Here is a 707-nt window from a genome sequence, read left to right as displayed (position 1 = left end):
AACGGTTTTGTGTATGGTTAGTTGCGTGTTTCAGCAACTAATTTAGTAAACAAAAACGAACGCGAGAAAATTCCGAAGGAATTTTCCAAATAAGCACTTGCCAAAGCAATTAATTATACACGGTGTTACCTGTTGGCTTTATTTCGCTCGTTTTAATTTTTTTCCAATTTCTTTTTCAAGGTCTTTTAATGTACTGTTTTCAGTTAAATTCAATTCCGATAATATTTTATTCGTAACTGGTCTGCAATAATCAATGTCGTTTTCACTTCCAGCGCAATTCAAACAACCAGAATCATTATAAAAGATATAGCTCTCATTTATAATTAAATCTCCGCCAAGATGCGAGTCGAGACAACTTGAAAACATTATCATTTTTCTTGATATTTCTTCACAATGTTTTAAGTCCGAAATACTATAAATGTTAAAAGCCATTGATGGATACCAGTTTTCATTGTAGGTTTCTTCTCTTAACTTGTCTTTTATAGATTTTATTCTGCGAAATTCAATTCGTCCAATTGGTTTTATTGAATCCCTACTTTCAACTTCATAATCAATTTCATAAGTCCAATGTTTTGGATTGTTTATGTCAGGTTTCGAATCACACGAAAAAAGAAACAGAGTTAATAAAATGAATAAAGTTTTCGGCATTCTCAATGTTGTTTTTCAGCTTGCAGGTAACGGTTTTGTGTATGGTTAGTTGCGTGGTT

At 32.0% G+C, this 707-nt stretch carries 1 protein-coding gene; it reads right to left on the bottom strand.

The annotated features are described in order from the left end of the window. Positions 1-138 precede the first annotated feature (138 nt). Positions 139-648, bottom strand: a complete 510-nt coding sequence (locus HM986_RS17615) for a hypothetical protein (RefSeq protein WP_179336355.1) — start codon at positions 646-648, stop codon at positions 139-141. Positions 649-707: the final 59 nt, after the last annotated feature.

It is taken from the genome of Winogradskyella costae (genome assembly GCF_013403865.1).
Lineage (GTDB): Bacteria > Bacteroidota > Bacteroidia > Flavobacteriales > Flavobacteriaceae > Winogradskyella > Winogradskyella costae.
Note: the sequence above shows the minus strand (reverse complement) of the source record. Positions and strands in the feature narration are given on the sequence as shown.

What these genes read in the sequence shown, in the direction of transcription:
- HM986_RS17615 (WP_179336355.1), bottom strand. Translation starts at nt 648, where the DNA reads ATGCCGAAAACTTTATTCATTTTATTAACTCTGTTTCTTTTTTCGTGT.